This window comes from Ruegeria sp. AM4, assembly GCF_056540665.1.
In genome coordinates this window covers 325,793-342,640 of sequence record NZ_JBQFXD010000004.1, presented here as the reverse complement: position 1 = coordinate 342,640, position 16,848 = coordinate 325,793, and the positions used below count along the sequence as shown (strand labels likewise).

Annotated in this window: 14 protein-coding genes and 1 tRNA gene; 10 read left to right on the top strand and 5 right to left on the bottom strand. The window is 55.8% G+C overall.

Annotated elements, in window-relative coordinates:
• Positions 1 to 164: 164 nt before the first annotated feature.
• The 3 genes from ACR0JA_RS11025 to ACR0JA_RS11015 form a co-directional block, all read right to left on the bottom strand.
• Entirely contained in the window at positions 165 to 1,505 is a 1,341-nt protein-coding gene (locus ACR0JA_RS11025; RefSeq protein ID WP_480574122.1) for a hypothetical protein, read from the bottom strand.
• Between the two features lie 89 nt (positions 1,506 to 1,594).
• Positions 1,595 to 2,581: a hypothetical protein gene (locus tag ACR0JA_RS11020; protein WP_480574119.1), complete on the bottom strand. Its 987-nt coding sequence runs from the start codon at positions 2,579 to 2,581 to the stop codon at positions 1,595 to 1,597.
• Positions 2,582 to 3,080: 499 nt separating this feature from the next.
• Positions 3,081 to 3,157: transfer RNA gene (locus ACR0JA_RS11015), tRNA-Pro, on the bottom strand.
• Between the two features lie 466 nt (positions 3,158 to 3,623).
• On the opposite strand from ACR0JA_RS11015, the gene ACR0JA_RS11010 reads away from it, so the two are divergent.
• The 4 genes from ACR0JA_RS11010 to ACR0JA_RS10995 are packed head-to-tail and all read left to right on the top strand — an operon-like array spanning position 3,624 to position 9,034.
• Positions 3,624 to 3,941: a hypothetical protein gene (locus tag ACR0JA_RS11010; RefSeq protein ID WP_480574116.1), complete on the top strand. Its 318-nt coding sequence runs from the start codon at positions 3,624 to 3,626 to the stop codon at positions 3,939 to 3,941.
• Positions 3,938 to 7,510, top strand: a complete 3,573-nt coding sequence (locus ACR0JA_RS11005) for a choice-of-anchor D domain-containing protein (protein WP_480574113.1) — start codon at positions 3,938 to 3,940, stop codon at positions 7,508 to 7,510. The genes ACR0JA_RS11010 and ACR0JA_RS11005 overlap by 4 nt, the downstream gene beginning before the upstream one ends.
• Positions 7,507 to 7,776 (top strand): hypothetical protein, encoded by a 270-nt coding sequence (locus ACR0JA_RS11000; RefSeq protein ID WP_480574110.1) that lies wholly within the window; start codon positions 7,507 to 7,509, stop codon positions 7,774 to 7,776. The genes ACR0JA_RS11005 and ACR0JA_RS11000 overlap by 4 nt, the downstream gene beginning before the upstream one ends.
• Positions 7,769 to 9,034 carry an MFS transporter gene (locus ACR0JA_RS10995; RefSeq protein ID WP_480574107.1) on the top strand — a complete coding sequence of 422 codons (1,266 nt, stop codon included), beginning with the start codon at positions 7,769 to 7,771 and terminating at the stop codon, positions 9,032 to 9,034. Before ACR0JA_RS11000 ends, ACR0JA_RS10995 begins: the two co-directional genes overlap by 8 nt.
• A gap of 15 nt (positions 9,035 to 9,049) precedes the next feature.
• On the opposite strand, the gene ACR0JA_RS10990 is transcribed toward ACR0JA_RS10995, so the two are convergent.
• Positions 9,050 to 10,165 carry a THUMP domain-containing class I SAM-dependent RNA methyltransferase gene (locus ACR0JA_RS10990; protein ID WP_480574104.1) on the bottom strand — a complete coding sequence of 372 codons (1,116 nt, stop codon included), beginning with the start codon at positions 10,163 to 10,165 and terminating at the stop codon, positions 9,050 to 9,052.
• A 299-nt stretch (positions 10,166 to 10,464) separates the two neighbouring features.
• On the opposite strand from ACR0JA_RS10990, the gene ACR0JA_RS10985 reads away from it, so the two are divergent.
• Genes ACR0JA_RS10985 through nqrF form a run of 6 tightly spaced genes read left to right on the top strand, consistent with a single transcriptional unit; the run spans position 10,465 to position 16,325 of the window.
• Positions 10,465 to 11,808 carry a Na(+)-translocating NADH-quinone reductase subunit A gene (locus ACR0JA_RS10985; RefSeq protein ID WP_480574101.1) on the top strand — a complete coding sequence of 448 codons (1,344 nt, stop codon included), beginning with the start codon at positions 10,465 to 10,467 and terminating at the stop codon, positions 11,806 to 11,808.
• A gap of 5 nt (positions 11,809 to 11,813) precedes the next feature.
• Positions 11,814 to 13,022 carry an NADH:ubiquinone reductase (Na(+)-transporting) subunit B gene (locus ACR0JA_RS10980; protein ID WP_480574098.1) on the top strand — a complete coding sequence of 403 codons (1,209 nt, stop codon included), beginning with the start codon at positions 11,814 to 11,816 and terminating at the stop codon, positions 13,020 to 13,022.
• Positions 13,015 to 13,830, top strand: coding sequence for a Na(+)-translocating NADH-quinone reductase subunit C (locus ACR0JA_RS10975; RefSeq protein WP_480574095.1), 816 nt, complete (start codon positions 13,015 to 13,017; stop codon positions 13,828 to 13,830). Before ACR0JA_RS10980 ends, ACR0JA_RS10975 begins: the two co-directional genes overlap by 8 nt.
• On the top strand, positions 13,830 to 14,483 hold the full coding sequence (locus ACR0JA_RS10970; RefSeq protein ID WP_170710614.1) for an NADH:ubiquinone reductase (Na(+)-transporting) subunit D: 654 nt from the start codon (positions 13,830 to 13,832) through the stop codon (positions 14,481 to 14,483). Before ACR0JA_RS10975 ends, ACR0JA_RS10970 begins: the two co-directional genes overlap by 1 nt.
• A complete protein-coding gene (gene nqrE / locus ACR0JA_RS10965; protein ID WP_480574092.1) occupies positions 14,483 to 15,091 on the top strand; it encodes an NADH:ubiquinone reductase (Na(+)-transporting) subunit E in 609 nt (202 codons plus the stop codon). The genes ACR0JA_RS10970 and nqrE overlap by 1 nt, the downstream gene beginning before the upstream one ends.
• Positions 15,092 to 15,101: 10 nt before the next feature.
• On the top strand, positions 15,102 to 16,325 hold the full coding sequence (gene nqrF / locus ACR0JA_RS10960) for an NADH:ubiquinone reductase (Na(+)-transporting) subunit F (protein WP_480574089.1): 1,224 nt from the start codon (positions 15,102 to 15,104) through the stop codon (positions 16,323 to 16,325).
• A gap of 53 nt (positions 16,326 to 16,378) precedes the next feature.
• Here the strand turns inward: nqrF and ACR0JA_RS10955 are convergent, their stop codons facing one another.
• Positions 16,379 to 16,840 (bottom strand): hypothetical protein, encoded by a 462-nt coding sequence (locus tag ACR0JA_RS10955; RefSeq protein ID WP_480574087.1) that lies wholly within the window; start codon positions 16,838 to 16,840, stop codon positions 16,379 to 16,381.
• Positions 16,841 to 16,848: the final 8 nt, after the last annotated feature.

Sequence of the window (16,848 nt, the reverse complement as noted above, 5' to 3'; positions counted from 1 at the left end):
CGCCACCGGCCTACACGCTTATCCTTCCGTCTAAGCTCTTGCACAAGGTTAGTCGGACTCGGAGATTGTTCTCCCGAACGATCAACTTCCTCATCAAGTACACTTGTTTCGCATGACCAATTAAGGAGCAGGTGCTTTGAAGAAATCGGTGGATTCGAAGTAAACTACTGTGCTAGAAGGGCTTTAATTTGAGAGGCCTCCCCTCGGCTCTCATTAATAAAACCAATTATTTCGTCCTCTGACAAACCCCCTAAATCGACGTTTTCAACTAGCTCCTGAGTAATCTCTGAAACTTCTTGAGAAATATGATCTAGCTCGCTCTGAATTTGACTGGCTTCAAGTTTGTGCGCCCTAATGGCTTGATCCAATGCAGAAATGTCGGCTTCCCCTTGGGCCATTCGACGATTAAGAATGGTCAAATCATTACGCAATTGGGTAATCAAATTCCGGTTGTCTTGTTTTTGCCTATTCCAGTTTGCTTTAATTATGTCATGAGAGCAATCTGCATAGGCGTTTCCGTTTGGGCACCTATTATAGGTTTGTGAATCAAAACTCTGTGCTCGCCTCAACCGGTTTTGGAGGTTTGTCTTCCCTGAATTGAAGTTGAAAGATTGATCCTTCAGGTTTCTTTTATCAAGTTCTGCTGCCCTTAAGTTAACCTCGGACAGCTCCTTGGCTTTTTCAAGATCTTTGCTATCAGCGACAAGCTCTTTAATTGTTTCTTTGAGCTGTTCAAATTCAACCTTTCCTGCTTCGATTTCGAGAAGATATGCGTCCAGTTCGAATTCTTCGATTTCCACGGCAAAAAGATGTTCAGTAGCCCATTCCCTGAGCGAAGACGCTCTTTCCTGTTCGAGGTTGTCGATCTCGGTTTTCGCAGCGTTAACTTTTGCGTCCAGGGCGTCCAAGGCAGGAATTATGGATGTTTCGAGTGAGAACCAGCAGACAACAGCCTGTCGAGAAATAAAGTAGACGGGAAACTCAACCATCTCAGACAGTATCTCGTTGAGCCTTTGGTAATACAACTTGTAACCTCTAACTTCTTTTCCGAGATGATCTAGCAGTTCCCTTGATGATCGATAGTCTTCGTCTCGCTCAAACTCGCTCATAACATCGATGGTTAATTGTCGGTATGTTTGACGCTTCGTCCGTGGATCAAATTCTATGAAAGCATTATAATCAGGTACATTATCAATCACATAATGGCTGTCTGCTATGCTCGCCATGTAATCAACAACGGCTTGCGACGGCACACTAAAGCCGCTGCAAAGAGAGCCGGGTGGTGGCTTAACAGCTTTGCCTCTCAAGGCTGCTTCGATGCTGTCGTCTGCCCAAGCCGTCCATTTAACAATTCTTGTAAAGTCCCCAAGAGGAGAATTAGGTGCTCCTTTTAAGAGAGTGCGAGAAATTTGCTTCACTGATTTCATTGCGGCTTTCTGAGTCAGAAAGAACGCTTTTCTTTTTTCGGCGTCTGCCAAGTCTTCGCTTGATTCGGATAGGCTCATGCTTGGTTTCAGCAGAGCGGAAAGGGTCGCCGAGATTATGAGAAATCGTCTATCAAAGATTTTTGTCTTAATAATCAAGGTAATTAACCCTATTTTCGATTTAGCCACTCATCCAATTTTACTTCATTGATTTGGCCGTTTTTCACGCGCCCATCTATCCCTTTGCGCCCGTTTACCGAGGACGTACGGCCAGGCGAACCGCTTTTCCCTGCGACCTGGCCCTTTCTTTCGTTTTCGCGACCTTGGCAGCCACAGGATCCGCGCCCGCCAAATCCAACAAGACCTGCCGCGCCCGCCGCACCACCGCTTGCTGCTAGACCTCCCGAACCACCTTGTGTGTCCGTTCTCAGTTTAAAGCCGGGAGTATTGGGCAAATCGAGACCAATTGAGCCGCCATTGCCTCCAGAGCCGCCATTGCCGCCTGGGCCGCCATTACCTCCGTTCCCTGCATTCCCGCCCCACGCTGGCCCGGCTGCGCAAGAGCATGCGCCGAGGATTTTCTTAGTTCTAGAGGGTCCGCCCTGTTCTCCATCGCCTCCCGGGCCACCATTGCCACCACGGCCGCCATTTTGACCGTCTTCACCTCGGCTAATAATAATAAGGTTTCCGGAGGCCTCATTTCTGATCTTTATAACGACAGTAGATGCGCTTCTACCTTTCGCGCCGTTAGGGCCTCGCCCCCCGTCACTGCCATTACCGGCATGGCGGCCGTTGACCCCCGTTCCTCGACCATGCGTACCTGGACCGCGAGTGTAGTGAGTACCTCGATTGCCGCTAGAACCCGTTTTAGTGTTCGGGCGAGGTTGACCGGTGATCGCCGAGTCTGAAAAACTCTGAATCTTTGCAGTACCATCAATTACGAGCCTATCTGCGAGGATGATAAGCCGATGTCCGTTAGTAATTATTTTTGTCCCATCAGCAAAGAAAAGCTCTCGCGCTTTTATCGCCGTTGGTTCGGACAGTGTTTTGGTGCCCGACACAATTTGCACAGGTTGAACATTTTGGGAAAAACTTGGGGCTGCACCTAAGAAATTGACCGCTAAAATTAAAAAACTATAAAAATGTAGAAGTCTCATAAAGGCCCCCAACAGAACGGCACAAATCATTTAATGGATTTGAAGTGATTTGTAGCCACACAAAAAATCAAACGAATGGCTCTATGCTAGCCTTCTAAAGCAAATTTTGCAAAAAACCTAAATTGGTAAATAATTACAAATACTTAAGCCGACACCTCTTGAACTGCCAAGGTCTCGCTGATAGAGTGTTGTTGTTCTTACTTTTTTGAACCTATTCTGAATTTTTGTTGTACTTCTCGAACAGCGATGAGACGTGGGTTGCTGCGCTAGATTAACCTTATGACGTGTGGACATTTTTTTCGCTTCGTAGAGAGCATTACACTGCCATTGAAGGGGAGTGCGAAAACTCGCGCAAGAAGGCTAGCGGTGAAAAATATTGAGTATTTTTGTTGCTGACTTAAACTGTTCTTGCGGTGCTGCCCCGGTGCTGCCCCGCGAAATTGTAGTGCGGTGGCAGCTAGTCGACTGATCCGTAAAATTCAGTAATTATTGTATTTTTTGGTCGGAGTGAGAGGATTCGAACCTCCGACCCCTGCCTCCCGAAGACAGTGCTCTACCAGGCTGAGCTACACTCCGACCGTGGCGGGTCATCTATACCTGAGGCGTTGGATGTGCAAGAGGGATTTTTGGTGCTTAGCTTGGTCGCAACCACACGAATAAAAGGCGTATCGCAGCGTTTCCCAAAATTGGACCTCAGGGCGTCCGGGTTGGTTCTTCAAATTGTGCCGTAGGTATCTTTGAATACTAATTCGCCCTACGATTTGCTCAAACGACCCCTGCAGCGCTACCGGAAAGCCATGCGTTTGACGGAATCAGGGCGAACTGGTACACTTCGCCCCAATATTTAACTTAAATTATTGAGTCTGTACCCAGTTCCGAAAGCTCAAGTCTGTGAATGGCAGAGTCTGTCAAATGCGCCCTCGTACAAGGGCGTAGTCAGGTTGTTTTTGTACCAGTTTTGCAAGCCTGTTCCGTTAGTCCAGGCCGTTAGATCATCTGCCGATTGGAACCGGGACCCTCACCATCCGAGGAGCGTCCGACCATGGCGAAAGAAAAGACGACGAAGGCAAAACCACGTAAACCCAGGAAAAAGGGCTCTGGCGGATCCGGCGGCGGTAGCGGCGGCGGATATGGCGGCGGTGGTGGCGAAGAACCGCTGGGTGAAGGCCCCGAAAATCTGGACGTTCATGAGGCATTCCTGAAGCACCGGCTGGAAGGCGGCGAGGACCCCTCGTCTCAAGCTTATGCGCGGGCTGTTGAACAGTTTCAGAAACTCCCCGGTGCGATCCGCGGGAAGCCGGCCTTTATACCTCCCGCACCGACCGACGATTCTGACAGCGATACGGGAGGTGAAAAATGATCCCCGGAACAGTTTGGAAACCCATCGGACCCAGCCCAATTACCGGCGGTCGCGAAGACAACGGTCTTGTCACATCCATCGCGACCCATCCCAGCGATCCGGATATTGTATATATCGGTACAGCGGATGGTGGCGTCTGGAAAACCGGCGACGGAGGCGCAAATTGGCTGGCGCTATTCGACGAAGAGCTTTGTCTTGCAATAGGTGAGCCCAATTGCATCGCGATCGATCCTGGTGACACCGATGTTTTATACGTTGGAACCAGTACACGAGGTGCGGTTTCGGTTCAGCAACGGGTCGGAATCTTCAAGTCTTCGGATGGCGGATCCAGTTGGATATTGCTGGGCTCGGGTTATCCCGAGGGCAATGACGGAAACGCGGACGACTTTGCGAACCGTAATGTCAATTCCATTATCGTGGATCCGGCGAACTCTCAGATCATCTATGCGGCGACAAGCACGGGCGTTTGGGTCTCGAACGACGCTGGCCAGAATTGGGTCCGTGGCACCGGCACTGCCGGTTTCGATGCGCGGTCACTGGAGCTTGATACAACCTCGCCAGCCGGTGCGCGTATTCTTTACGCAGGGATGAGCGGGCAGGGCGTGTCGCAGTCCACTGACGGCGGTGCGAATTGGGCCCCCGTAATGACAACGGCCACACCTGCCGTCGCTGCTGTTCTGGGCGGCGGGGTCGTAATGGGTCAGGTGCTTGCGCGTCTGGCACCTGCGACATCGCCACCGGCAGCGGGCGGCATTCAGGTGATTTATGCGGTCATCGCACATGCCAATAGGGGTTCGACCCCGGACCCGATCGGCCTGTTCATGAGTACCGATCAGGGCGCGACATGGACCCAGCAGGCCGCAGGCGGCGCAGCGGCGGCCACGACCTTTGCCGGGTATTGCATGACGCTCGCGATCGATCCGGCCTCACCCGGTGACGGGGCAAATGACATTTTGTACTGGGGTACCCAAAATCAGGTGCGCTCGGATGATTCCGGTGCAAATTTCACCAACATCTCCAACGGCCTTCATGCTGACACACATGCCTGGGGGTTCTTTCAGCCACCGGCACCGGCCACGACGACGATATATTGTGGCAATGATGGCGGTATTTTTCGGTCCACGGACGATGGCGGGACTTGGACAGCCTTAAACTCGGGCGGGTTCCAGACGACGCTGATCTACAACATGGACATCAAGCCCGGAGCTGCTGGGGATGTGACAGTCGCGGGGTTCCAGGACAATGGGCACAAACGCACGGATGGGCCTCTGGGTTGGACATCTATCGGCGGTGCGGACGGTTGGGACATCGTCTATGACGGGCTGACCGCAGACCGGTTGCTGCTGACACGTAACAGCAGCAATCCCGCAACGCGCGTTGTTCGGTCCACAGATGACGGTGGCAGCACGGGTGACGTGACACCCTGGGCCGCAGGCAGCGCCGAAGACGCGTTCTATCTGGCAAGCCTTGCCGCTGATCCAGGCAATGACGGCGTCTTTTACGTGGCGAGCAACGCCAACATCTGGCAAAGCCTTGATGGCGGGACGACGTGGCGCACAATCTTCCCGATTGCGTCTGGGTTCATTACCCCGCGCATCGCTGTTTCGCAAACAAATGGCAACAATGTAGTCATCTCGGCGGGAGGGCAGGTCTTTGTGTCGACCAATGCGCTGGCAGCAACGGTTGGATTGCCAAACGGCGTGACCTTCGCGAATATTACGCGTAACCTGCCGGGCCGGAACGTCACACGCTCGGCTTTTGACCCAAATGATGAAACGGCGATCTTTTGCGTGCTGGGTGGGTTCGCATCAGCGGCTTCACCGGGGCATGTGTTCCGAACAACGATTGGCGGCACCCAATGGGCCGATATCTCGCCCGCTGTGAACGTGCCGTTCGGCGCGATTGCATTGGATGGGGATGAGACGCCCTCGACCCTTTATGCAGGGTGCGATCTGGGGGTTTTGCGGTCTGTAGACCGGGGTAACACCTGGTATGTAATGGACGATCTGCATTTCCCGAATGCGCCGGTGACGGACATCGTGATCGGGCGCGGCTCGAACGTTTTGCGGGCGGCGACCTACGGGCGTGGTGTCTTTGAATTTGCCAAGCCGCAAGGCCCGGTGATTGCCGTGAACCTGCAAGACCGGTTTGAGTTCGGCACGGTCTGCGAAGGTCCGGTCTCGCTGACGTTACAGGTCTTCAATGTCGGCACGGCCGATTTGATCATCAAAAGCGTGCAGCGCATCCTCGGCTCTACGGCATTTAGTGTCGAAGCGTTTCCTTCAACGCCATTGTCGATTGCTCCGGGCGGTGAGGTCGATTTCACCCTGACTTATTCGCCTTCGGCACCTGGTGCAGATGATCTGGCGACCATTCGGATCGCGTCCAATGACGCCGAATCGCCAACGGTTGATCTGCTGGCAAGCGGGACAGGTGGAACCGCGAACGCCGAACTGTCGATCGCTGACGATGGCGACTTTGGCGATGTTTGCGTTGGCAAGTTCCGCGATCAGGGGCTTGTCATAAACAACTCGGGCCAATGTCCGCTGCTGGTCAGCGGCATCGGATCCTCAGCGCCAGAGTTCTTTGTTCCCAACACGGTGTCTTTCCCGCTGAAGGTAGCGCCCGGCGCAAGTGTAACCTTGCCGTTGCGCTATGAACCTTCGGGCTTTGGCAGCGACGCGGCAAGCATTCTTGTCAGCAGCAATGATCTGAACAGCCCGGCGCAAATGGACGTTCGTGGCAACGCTCCGCCGCCGAGGCTGGTGTTGTCCTTTGCCGATGACGGCGATTTTGGCAATGTCTGTGTCGATCATATAAGCGACAAGCCATTGGTCCTGTCCAACAGTGGAAAATGCCCGCTGACGATTTCCTCGATAACCTCGAGTTCGGTCGAATTCATCGTGCCGCAGGTTCTGATCTTCCCGCTGGTGATTGCTCCGGGCGCGGCGGTGCCTGTGCAGATACGGTTCCAGCCAACCTCGTTTGGTGCAAAATCGACCACGATCTCTGTCGTAAGCGACGATCCGGCAAGCCCGACATCGATCGATCTGACGGGATTTGCGCCAAGCGGCAAGCTGACGATCACTGGAACGGGATGTTTCGGAGGGGTCGAACTCGGCACCCACGCCCTGACCACCTTTGCGATCTGCAATACAGGAGATTGTGATCTTCACGTCACCAAAGTTGCGTTCAAGCCGCCAACAAAGTGCGAGGAACTGGCGCATTGCGGTGAAGGCTGCGGATGCGATTGTGGTTGCGGCGATTGTGACGACAAGTACGAACCGCGCAAAGATCGCTGCGATCAGAAATGTCTGAACTTCAAGATCGTCAGTAACCCGTTCCCGGCGACGGTGAAATCCGGGTCCTGTCTGGATCTGACCGTGAAGTACACGCCAACATGCAACAATTCTGCCTGCTGCGAGATCGAGATCGAAACCGACGACCCGGACAACAAGAAAGTGTCGATCTTTGTGACCGGCCATCTGAAGCGGACGCTGAAATCGGCGTTGAAATGCTGGGCCGGGCAAGAGCTGGGAGACATGATCAAAGCGGGGAAATCCTGTTGACCGATCGTCGTCAGATTACGCGGTTTGAACAAAGCACACCGGTGCGACCGCGCGTGCGCGTCGGTGTTCTTGGTGCCGTGTCGCCGGGCCTTGCAGCGCTGGTTGCGGTGTTTCTAGTCGGTGCTTTTGTTGGCCTGCTTTTCATGGCGTTGTTTCTGTTGGTGGCGATCCTGTTTGCGGTGGCGGGTTTTGCTTTCCTGTTTGCAAGGCGCAAGCTTTTCCGGCCCACCTCGGTCTCGCACCTGAGACGCTATGGAGATGAGTAAGGCGGACCTGGCCTCCGCAAACGCGCAGAGGGCGACCGGCACGTCCTCGCTGCTGGCCTTGTTCCTTGCTGATTTCATCGTCCGGACAAGCTATCAAATCGGCAAAGCCCCCGTGCTGCCGGTCTTTGCCCATGGGCTAGGCGCGACACCGCTGCTTTTGGGCGCAATCGTGTCGGTTTCGACGGCAACGGGTTTGTTTCTGAAGCCGCTGTTCGGGCTGCTGTCCGACTATCGTGGCAGAAGGATATGGCTAATCTTGGGGACCGCGCTGTTTACGCTGGTTCCTGCCTTCTACCTGTTTGTCGAGAACCCAACCGACCTGTTTGCACTGAGGATCGTGCACGGGCTGGCGACCGCGATCTATGGTCCTGTGACTTTGGCTTATGTTGCATCATGGCGGCGCAAGCATTCTGCCGAGGCCTTTGGCTGGTTCGGATTGGCGCGGACATTTTCCTATATCCTCGGCCCTCTGATCGGGGGGGTGGCCCTTACATTTGCCACGCCCGAAGTGATCTATGCCAGCACCTGCTTTTTGGCAGCGCTTGCATTCCTGCCGACGATCTATGTCAGGGATACTGGTCCCAAAGTGAAACCGTCGAACTGGTCGCTGACCGGGGCTGTTCGGGTCGTGCTGTCCAGCCGACCTCTGTTTGTTCTGGCGGTGATCGAAGGCACCACGTACATCGCGATCTATTCGGTCAAAGCCTTTTTGCCCGTTATGGCCCTGATCGCCGGACATCAGCCAATCGAGATCGGTACGTTTCTTGCAGTTCAAGAAGCCACAAACGCCATGTTGCGCCCGCCCATGGGGAGGCTGGCCGATCGCACCCGCCCCGGGGTTCCGCTTTTGCTGGGGCTGGCCACCCTGTCGGCGGGCCTTCTGCTTCTGTCAGGGGCGGGGCCGACACCGGCGGTCTTGTTTGCAGTTGCGTTTCTGGTCGGTGCCGGTCAGGGCGCGTTTGGGCCGGCTACGTTGTCGCTGGTGGCGACGGCAACGCCGGCGCAGCATCTGGGGTTGGCCTTCGGCAGTATCGGCGCAATTCGTAACGCAGGTAAAATCGCCGGTCCTATCATAGCTGGCGCGCTGGTCAGCACACTGTCGTATCAAGCGGCTTTTGCCAGCATCGCCTCGATCCCTCTGATATTGGCGCTCTGGATCATGGTATCACCTCGGCCAACACTTGCGATGCATGCTTACAGCACCGTCAGGGTCAAACGGTCAAATCGCCCCCAGCGCGACACATCCGGAAACGGATGAACTGACGTCGATCGTCTAAGAGAGTGGATCAGTACGATAGAGCCGTATCTTCGTTCCGCCATGGTCCACGACCGGCCCCGGTGGTAGAAGAGGCAGGCGGGTCGCCCGCGCGAGTGCCGCATTGCTGGTCACGATCCCGGCGCGCCACCCTTTGAACCGTGTCATCAACGTCTTGCCAAGACTGCCATACAATGATCGCAGCCGCTTTTCGTCACCAATGCGTGCACCATAGGGCGGATTCACGATCACCAGACCAGCAGGGCCGGGTGGCGGCTTGATGTCGCTGACGGCGCGGTGTTGGAACCGCGTGACGGGCTCGACGCCCGCACGCTTGGCATTGGTCGATGCGGCCTCGACCGCTCCGGTATTTCTGTCCGAGCCACTGAATACCAGGTCGCACTCCGCCACCTGCGCACTGCCGCACATCTCCTGCCAGGCGAGGTCGTCGAATCCCGCCAAATCCTGAAACGCGAAACGTCGCGCTCGGCCTGGAAGCAGCCCCAACGCGATTTCGGCGGCCTCTATGACGAAGGTTCCCGATCCACACATCGGGTCCAGAACCGGTTCGGATCCATCGAACCCGCAATCTCGTAGAAACATTGCCGCCATCGTTTCCCGCATCGGGGCCTTGGCAACCGCAGCCTTGTGGCCGCGTTTGTGCAGGGGCTCGCCCGAGCTGTCGACCGAGAAGGTGCAGATGTCTTTTTCGATTCGCAGCAGAACACGGAGGCTGGCGTCAGACTGAATGGGCGCACCCAACGTTTCCGCGATTGCACGCTCTACGCGCTGACGCGCGGCCCCGGCGTGATAGATTCTGGATTTGCGACTGGTCGCCTCGACCTTTACGGGAACATCCGGGCGTAGAAAATCGGACCACGGAAACTTGCGCGCACGTTTGTCCAATTGCGCCAGATGAACCGCCGGGAAACTGCCCATCCGTACCAGAACCTTGTTGGCGCCCCGCAAAACCAGATTTGCGCGCCAAACCTCAGCCCAGTTTCCGCGACATGACACACCGCCGGCGACGGCGCGGGCGGACTCAAACCCATGCTCGACAGCTTCGGCGAGCAAGGGCGCTTCGAGTCCCGGAGTGGCGATCAGAAAAAGTTCCATGTCATCGGTGCTGGTCATTTTCTGTGCTTACACCGGTTGCACATCAGGTGCGACAGGCAAAATAGTGGCTTTTTTAGATGCCCAGATGGCGCACCCGGGTCAGAATATGGTAATGACGTAGAAATTTAGGCGGTAACGGGTTTGCGTTTGTGGTCATCCCCGCGTAAAGGGGCCGTGATCGGAATAATGCCCGCGGATTCTTGCTGGCTGCTGACGGTTTCGTCGGTGCCGGGTTTGATCATTCGCACTGTTTCGAATCGTCGGGTGACGGCAGGAAACATGAGGCGCAAGAAAGAGGCTTGGAAGAACGTAGCGACATGCAAACTTTCAAACTGAAAAAAGGGCTGGACCTGCCGGTTGAGGGCGCGCCCGAACAAAAAATCCACCCCGGGCCAGAGTTTTCGACCGTTGGTGTGCTGGGCGGCGATTACATCGGTCTCAAACCCAAAATGCTGGTGCAGGAAGGCGAGGACGTGCAGCGCGGTACGCCGCTGTTCTGCCACAAGGATGCACCTGATGCGATGATGGTCGCCCCGCTGAGCGGCAAGGTCGTGGCCATAAACCGAGGCGCCCGACGGGTTTTGCAAAGCGTTGTCATCGAGGTTTCTGACGCGAATGACACCGGCGTGGACTTTTCCGCAATTGGTGACGCAACAAGCGCCGAAGGCGTGACGGCCAAACTTTGCGCGGCCGGTCTGTGGACCGCATTCCGCACGCGGCCTTATTCGAAGATGCCGCAACCCGGCAGCAAACCGGCAGCAATCTTCGTGACGGCGATAGATACAGATCCCCTGGCCGGTGATGCCGCGCTGATCATTGCCGATGCGGCCGATGCTTTTGCCGCAGGTTTGGCCGCCATTACCCATCTGACAGATGGGAAGACGTATCTGTGCCACGGCGAAGAAACCTCGGTTCCGGGCTCTGATGTGCAGGGGGTCGAGGCCGCATCCTTCTCAGGGCCGCACCCAGCGGGTTTGGCTGGGACGCATATCCATTTTCTGGAACCACTCGCCGGTGACAAGCAGGTTTGGACGATCGGCTATCAGGATGTGATCGCCATCGGTCGACTGGTGCAGACCGGTCATCTGGATCCGAATGTCGTGATTGCGTTGGCTGGTCCTGGCGCGCGTCAACCGCGCCTGATCCGCACCGTCATGGGTGCCTCGACCGATGATCTGACGCGGGATGAGGTCTCGGTTGACGGAACGGCGCGGATCATCTCGGGTTCGATCCTGTCCGGTACACAGGCCGAAGGCCCGACAGCCTATCTTGGTCGTTTCGCGCGTCAGGTTGCGATCATTCGCGAAGATCCCGACCAGCATACGCTGGGCTGGATTCTTCCCATGCCGTCCAAATACGCGGTGCAACCGGTTCTGGGCTCGGCCTTTGCCAAGAAACTGTTTGCGTTCACTTCGAACCTGAACGGCGGGCGTCGCGCGATGGTTCCAACGGGTACGTTCGAGCAGCTGATGCCGCAGGACTATCTGCCGACCCAGCTGCTGCGGGCGCTGCTGGTCATGGATACCGATACTGCACAGGCTCTGGGCGCGCTGGAACTGGACGAAGAGGACATGGGCCTTGTGGGTTTTGCCTGTCCGGCAAAATATGAATACGGGCTGGCGCTGCGCGACTGCCTGAACAAAATTGAAAAGGAGGGCTGATCCGAATGGGTTTGCGCAACTTCTTTGATCGGATTGAGCCGAACTTTACCAAAGGCGGCAAGTACGAGAAATATTTTCCCATCTACGAGATGGTGGAAAGCTTCATTTACACTCCGAAAACCGTAACCACTGCTGCACCGCACGCACGGTCTTACGTCGATATGAAGCGGATCATGACCTATGTCGTGATCGCGACGATCCCCTGCATTCTGTGGGGGATGTACAACACTGGCTATCAGGCGAACTCGGCCATAGCTGCGTTGGGGCCGGATTCAGCGACGGGCTGGCGGATTGCGATATTGCAGACATTTGGCATTTCGCTGAACCCGGACAGTATCTTTGCATGCGTCATGCACGGGCTGATGTATTTCCTACCGATCTACATCGTGACGCTGGTTGCCGGTGGTATTTTCGAGGTCATTTTCGCGACCGTGCGTGGTCACGAAGTGAACGAAGGTTTCCTTGTTACGTCAATGCTTTACACCCTGATCATGCCCGCTTCGGCACCGCTTTGGCAGGTGGCATTGGGCATCATCTTCGGTGTGGTCATCGGCAAAGAGGTTTTTGGCGGCACCGGTAAGAACTTCCTCAATCCCGCGCTTGTCGGGCGTGCCTTCCTGTACTTTGCCTATCCGGCGAACATGTCGGGCGACACTGTCTGGACCCCGGTCGACGGGTTTTCGGGCGCAACTGCGTTATCGGTTTCCGCCTCAAAGGGATATGAGGCGCTGGCCACCGATGGGATCACCTGGTGGAACGCCTTCTTCGGCACTATTCAGGGCAGTTTTGGCGAGACCTCGACGCTGGCCATCATGATCGGCCTGGCCTTTTTGCTGATGACGCGGATCGCCAACTACCGCCTGATCGTTGGATGTCTGGCCGGCACGATTGGCTTTACCCTATTGTTAAACCTGATCGGATCGGACACCAATCCGATGTTTGCGATGCCGTGGTACTGGCATGTTGTCATCGGCGGTTACGCCTTTGGTCTGGCCTTCATGGTGACCGAGCCGGTATCTGCCAGCCACACCAATCTTGGCCGCTATATCTATGGTGCGCTGATCGGTGTCATGGTTGTGATGATCCGTGTGATCAACCCGGCCTTCCCCGAAGGCATGATGCTGGCCATCCTGTTCGGCAACGTCTTTGCACCGCTGATCGACTATTTCGTCGTGCAGGCCAACATCAAACGGAGGGCGCGTCGCCATGTCTGATCCGCAACCTCAAGAACCCAAGGGCATGATTGCCAAGTTTTTGGCGGCATCGCCCGACTCGGTCGGCAAGACGATCTTCATCGCGGTGGCGGTCTGTCTGGTAGCGTCGATGGTCGTTTCCGCAGCTGCTGTCAGCCTGCGCCCCGTGCAGGAGGTCAACCGTCTGAAGGACAAGCAGGTCAACGTTTTGCAGGTTGCAGGTGTCTACGAGCCTGGCATTGATGTGACCGAAGCCTTCGCCGCGTTCGAGCCGCATGTGCTTGAGTTGTCGACAGGTGAGTTCGTTGACGATCAGTTCGACGCCGCCACGTTTGATGATATCGCCGCTGCCAGCGATCCCGAGTTGAGCGTGGCGCTGGACGATGATCCAGCGGGCATTGGCCGCAAATCCAAATACCGGGTGATCTATCTGCTCCGCGACGAATCTGGTGGTTTGGACAAGGTAGTACTGCCGCTGCACGGCTACGGCCTTTGGTCGACCCTCTTTGGCTTCATAGCGCTGGAAAACAACGGCAACGACATCTTCGGCCTGCAATTCTATCAGCACGGTGAAACGCCGGGCCTTGGGGCCGAAGTGGACAACCCGCGCTGGAGGGCGTTGTGGAACGGCAAAAAGCTGCGTGACGACAATGGTGACTTACAGATCACCGTGTCGAAATCGCAGCCTGCGGCCGGGCCTGACTTTTATGTCGACGCGCTGGCTGGTGCCACGCTGACCTCGGTCGGTGTCGACAATCTGGTGAAGTTCTGGATGGGCGACGCGGGCTATGCTCCGTTCCTGGCCAAACTGCAAGCAGGAGAGATTTGATGTCGCAGACCAAGAAAGAAATGCTGGTCGACCCGCTTGTCGACAACAACCCGATTACACTTCAGGTGCTGGGCATCTGTTCAGCGCTCGCGGTGACCTCGTCGCTGCAGGTGTCGATGGTGATGGCGCTGGCAGTGATCTTCGTGACGTCGTTCTCATCCTTCTTCATCTCATGCCTGCGCAACCAGATCCCCGGCTCGATCCGGATCATCGTGCAGATGGTGATTATCGCTTCGCTGGTGATCCTGGTGGACCAGATCCTCAAGGCCTACGCGTTCGAGATTTCGAAAACTCTGTCCGTGTTCGTGGGCCTTATCATCACCAACTGCATCGTGATGGGCCGGGCCGAGGCGTTTGCGATGAAGAACCCGCCGGTAGCGTCTTTCATCGACGGTATGGGCAACGGCATGGGCTATGGCCTGATCCTGCTGCTGGTCGGTTTCATTCGTGAGCTTTTCGGCGCAGGGTCGCTGTTCGGCGTAACCATTCTGCAAACAGTCAACAATGGTGGCTGGTACGTACCAAATGGCATGCTGCTGCTGCCGCCTTCGGCGTTCTTCATCATCGGTCTGATCATCTGGGCGTTCCGGACATGGAAGCCGAACCAGGTGGAAGAGCGTGAGTACAAAATTCAGCAGGTAGAGGCCCACTGATGGAAGGTCTGATCTCACTGGCCGTAAAGGCCATCTTTGTCGAAAACCTCGCACTCAGCTTCTTTCTGGGGATGTGTACCTTCATCGCTGTTTCCAAGAAGATTTCGACAGCGCTGGGTCTTGGGATTTCAGTGATGCTGGTTCAGGCCATCACAGTGCCCACCAACAATCTTCTGCTGAACTACCTGCTGAAGCCAGGCGCGCTGTCCTGGGCCGGGTTCCCGGATGTGGACCTGACCTTCCTTGGCCTGATCTCGTATATCGGCGTGATCGCGGCGATGGTGCAGATCCTGGAAATGATCCTCGATAAGTACTTTCCACCGCTCTACAACGCGCTGGGGATTTTCCTGCCGCTGATCACGGTGAACTGCGCCATTCTGGGCGGCTCGCTGTTCATGGTGGAACGCGACTATAACTTTGCCGAGGCGGCAACCTACGGTCTGTCCTCAGGTTTCGGCTGGGCGCTGGCGATCACCGCAATGGCGGGTGTTCGGGAAAAGCTGAAATACTCGGACATTCCCGACGGTCTGCAAGGATTGGGTATCACCTTCATCACTGCAGGATTGATGGCAATGGCCTTCATGTCCTTCTCAGGCGTGAAACTGTAAGGAGGGACGCATGGAAACTTTTAGCCTGGGCGTTGTCCTTTTTACCCTGATCGTTATTGCGCTTGTGGCCATCATCATGGCCGCGCGCTCGCGATTGGTGTCGACCGGTGACGTGAACATCACAATCAACGGTGAGAAAACCATATCGGTACCGGCGGGCGGTAAGCTGCTGCAGACGCTGGCCGCAGAGAAACTGTTCGTGCCGTCAGCTTGTGGCGGTGGCGGAACTTGTGCCCAATGCCGCGTCCGTGTGCATTCTGGCGGCGGGTCGATCCTGCCGACTGAGGAAAGCCATATTACCAAACGCGAAGCTGCTTGTGGCGACCGTCTGTCCTGTCAGGTCGCGGTCAAGCAGGACATGAATATCGAAGTTCCCGAAGAGGTCTTTGGCGTCAAGAAATGGGAATGCACGGTTCGCTCGAACGAGAACGTGGCGACCTTCATCAAGGCCCTGACGCTGGACCTGCCCGAAGGTGAGGATGTGAACTTCCGCGCCGGTGGCTATATCCAAATCGAAGCGCCTGCGCACCAGCTGGCCTATACTGATTTCGAAATTGAAGAGGAATATCGCGAGGACTGGGACCGCTTTAACTTGTGGCAGTACAAGTCCGTGGTGAGCGAACCGATCGAGCGTGCCTATTCGATGGCCAACTACCCGGACGAAAAGGGCATGATCATGCTCAACGTCCGTGTTGCCTCGCCGCCTCCGGGCTCCGAAGGTATTCCCGCTGGTCAGATGTCGTCCTACATCTTCAACCTCAAGCCAGGCGACAAGGTCACGATTTCGGGTCCGTTCGGCGAGTTCTTTGCCCGCGAGACGGAAAAAGAGATGGTGTTTATCGGCGGTGGTGCAGGCATGGCTCCGATGCGCAGCCATATCTTCGACCAGCTCAAGCGCCTTGAGAACCGTGACCGCAAGATCAGCTTCTGGTATGGTGCGCGGTCAAAGAAAGAGATGTTCTTTGTCGAGGATTTCGACACGCTTGCCAAAGAGTTCGATAATTTCGACTGGCACGTCGCCCTGTCGGATGCCCAGCCCGAGGATGACTGGAAGGGCTATACAGGCTTCATTCACAACGTGCTGTTCGACGAATACCTCAAGAACCATCCGGCCCCCGAGGATTGCGAATATTACATGTGCGGTCCGCCAATCATGAACCAGTCGGTCATTAACATGCTGCTGGATCTGGGCGTGGACCGCGAAGACATCATGCTCGACGATTTCGGCGGGTAGAGCTTGGGGAACCGGCGCTTTTGGCGCCGGTTTTCTTTTATGGGCGGGCCGACTTACTCGTCCCGCTTTTCCTTTAGAAGCGCAGACAGGATCGGCACCAAAAGTGCCGGAAGCGCGCCGAAGGGATTTGCTCCGATATTCTTGACGGCTTGCACAAGATCTCTCGCGTCCGCCGCCATGTCCTCAAGCTCGTCCTCGATATCGGTGATAGCCATATCGCGAACCTCGATCGCTGGGGCGATTTCGGCCTCGGCACTGATACTTTTGGTGAACAACACAAGCAGCCCGGACAGAAACAGATTTGCAACTGCCAAGATCGCGGCCGCATAAGCGGGCGAAACCCAGGCTTTCAGCGCGAAAAAGAATGCAACATTTAGCAGAACCAGCCCAGCCAGTGCCGCTATTCCGGCCAAGACCATCAAGATGGTCTGTTGCTGCACAACCGCCAATCGGCGCCGCGTAATCAGCCGCTCGGTTCGATAGATCGTCGTCAAATTCCTGCTGATCCGGTTCATGATTATTT

Bases quoted from the DNA above. Each gene is read 5' to 3' on its own strand.
- ACR0JA_RS10995 (WP_480574107.1), top strand. From the start codon at position 7,769: ATGAGTAAGGCGGACCTGGCCTCCGCAAACGCGCAGAGGGCGACCGGC.
- ACR0JA_RS10970 (WP_170710614.1), top strand. From the start codon at position 13,830: ATGTCGCAGACCAAGAAAGAAATGCTGGTCGACCCGCTTGTCGACAAC.
- ACR0JA_RS10985 (WP_480574101.1), top strand. From the start codon at position 10,465: ATGCAAACTTTCAAACTGAAAAAAGGGCTGGACCTGCCGGTTGAGGGC.
- ACR0JA_RS11010 (WP_480574116.1), top strand. From the start codon at position 3,624: ATGGCGAAAGAAAAGACGACGAAGGCAAAACCACGTAAACCCAGGAAA.
- ACR0JA_RS10975 (WP_480574095.1), top strand. From the start codon at position 13,015: ATGTCTGATCCGCAACCTCAAGAACCCAAGGGCATGATTGCCAAGTTT.
- nqrE (WP_480574092.1), top strand. From the start codon at position 14,483: ATGGAAGGTCTGATCTCACTGGCCGTAAAGGCCATCTTTGTCGAAAAC.
- ACR0JA_RS10980 (WP_480574098.1), top strand. From the start codon at position 11,814: ATGGGTTTGCGCAACTTCTTTGATCGGATTGAGCCGAACTTTACCAAA.
- ACR0JA_RS10955 (WP_480574087.1), bottom strand. From the start codon at position 16,840: ATGAACCGGATCAGCAGGAATTTGACGACGATCTATCGAACCGAGCGG.
- nqrF (WP_480574089.1), top strand. From the start codon at position 15,102: ATGGAAACTTTTAGCCTGGGCGTTGTCCTTTTTACCCTGATCGTTATT.
- ACR0JA_RS11025 (WP_480574122.1), bottom strand. From the start codon at position 1,505: ATGAGCCTATCCGAATCAAGCGAAGACTTGGCAGACGCCGAAAAAAGA.
- ACR0JA_RS11005 (WP_480574113.1), top strand. From the start codon at position 3,938: ATGATCCCCGGAACAGTTTGGAAACCCATCGGACCCAGCCCAATTACC.
- ACR0JA_RS10990 (WP_480574104.1), bottom strand. From the start codon at position 10,165: ATGACCAGCACCGATGACATGGAACTTTTTCTGATCGCCACTCCGGGA.
- ACR0JA_RS11020 (WP_480574119.1), bottom strand. From the start codon at position 2,581: ATGAGACTTCTACATTTTTATAGTTTTTTAATTTTAGCGGTCAATTTC.